Source organism: Mesorhizobium sp. M8A.F.Ca.ET.202.01.1.1 (assembly GCF_004791595.1).
Lineage (GTDB): Bacteria > Pseudomonadota > Alphaproteobacteria > Rhizobiales > Rhizobiaceae > Mesorhizobium.
This window is the reverse complement of sequence record NZ_SRUN01000077.1, coordinates 1-442: the sequence shown is the minus strand read 5'-3', so window position 1 is coordinate 442 and position 442 is coordinate 1. Positions and strand designations below refer to the sequence as shown.

Sequence of the window (442 nt, the reverse complement as noted above, 5' to 3'; positions counted from 1 at the left end):
AGACGGTGCTGATGCGGCAAGCCCGCAATGAAGAGGCACGCGTCGAAGGGGCTAGCGACGAGGGGACGCGCGGCTTGGCCGGCATGGCGCCCGCCACGCTCCACGACTGGCGCACATGGATCGGCCGACCGCTGCTCGGCACGCGGCGCGCGGCATTGCGCGACATGCTGAAGCGCCGCGGCATCGGCTGGATCGAGGATCCGACCAATGTCGACCAGCGTTTCGAGCGCCCGCGCCTGCGCATGTCGCTTGCAGGCGGCGACGGCGAGGCGCGCGCTGAGCAGGCGATCACCAAGGCCGGGCAGGCGGCCGCCGAGCGCGAGGAACTCGGCCGGCGGGCGGCCGCGCTGATCGGCGCCCTTGCCAGCAGCCCGGCTTCAGGGCTCATCCGCCTCGATCGCGTTTTCGCCGACGGCGAGGACGGCGAAGCGGCCGTCTATGC

General features: G+C 72.6%; 1 protein-coding gene. It reads left to right on the top strand.

What is annotated here, in order from left to right:
* Positions 1 to 11: 11 nt before the first annotated feature.
* Positions 12 to 442 (top strand): ATP-binding protein (locus tag EN845_RS33910; RefSeq protein ID WP_281041056.1); only part of this gene is annotated, 431 nt, incomplete at its 3' end.